Origin of the sequence: Haloferax sp. Atlit-10N, assembly GCF_003586325.1 — an archaeon.
Classification (GTDB): domain Archaea; phylum Halobacteriota; class Halobacteria; order Halobacteriales; family Haloferacaceae; genus Haloferax; species Haloferax prahovense.
Map to the genome: position 1 here is coordinate 1 of NZ_PSYX01000151.1, position 465 is coordinate 465.

Genomic DNA, 465 nt, shown 5'->3' on the forward strand with positions numbered 1-465 from the left:
TCCTCTGTTTCGTATGGACGTTCTCATCCCCATCGACGGCACCGACGCCAGCAAACGCGCGCTCGACTTCGCCATCGAGATGGTCGACGGGATGGGCGGGAGCCTCCACGTCGTCCACTACACGAACAACCAGACCGACGCGACGGAGGCCATTCTCGACGACGCGCGCGGCAGACTCAAAGCGGGCGACTTCGGCGGCGAACCGGAGCTTTCGACCATCACGGTCGACGTGTGGACCGCCGACCGCGTCGGCGAGGAGATTCTCGACACCGTCGAGCGCGGCGGCTTCGACCACGTCGTGATGGGCCACCACGAAGACGGCATCGTCGAGCGAACCGTCTTCGGGAGCGCCGCAGAAACGGTGCTCCGGGCCGAGGCCGTTCCGGTGACTATCGTCCCCTGACGCGCTCCGGGCGGTGAACGCGGCTCAGCGGTACTCCGAGCCGACGACCTCGCGGATTCGCT

At 66.9% G+C, this 465-nt stretch carries 1 protein-coding gene; it reads left to right on the forward strand.

What is annotated here, in order from left to right; all coding sequences use genetic code 11:
• Nucleotides 1–13 precede the first annotated feature (13 nt).
• Nucleotides 14–403 carry a universal stress protein gene (locus C5B91_RS21625; RefSeq protein WP_008609153.1) on the forward strand — a complete coding sequence of 130 codons (390 nt, stop codon included), beginning with the start codon at nt 14–16 and terminating at the stop codon, nt 401–403.
• The last annotated feature ends 62 nt before the right edge of the window (nt 404–465 follow it).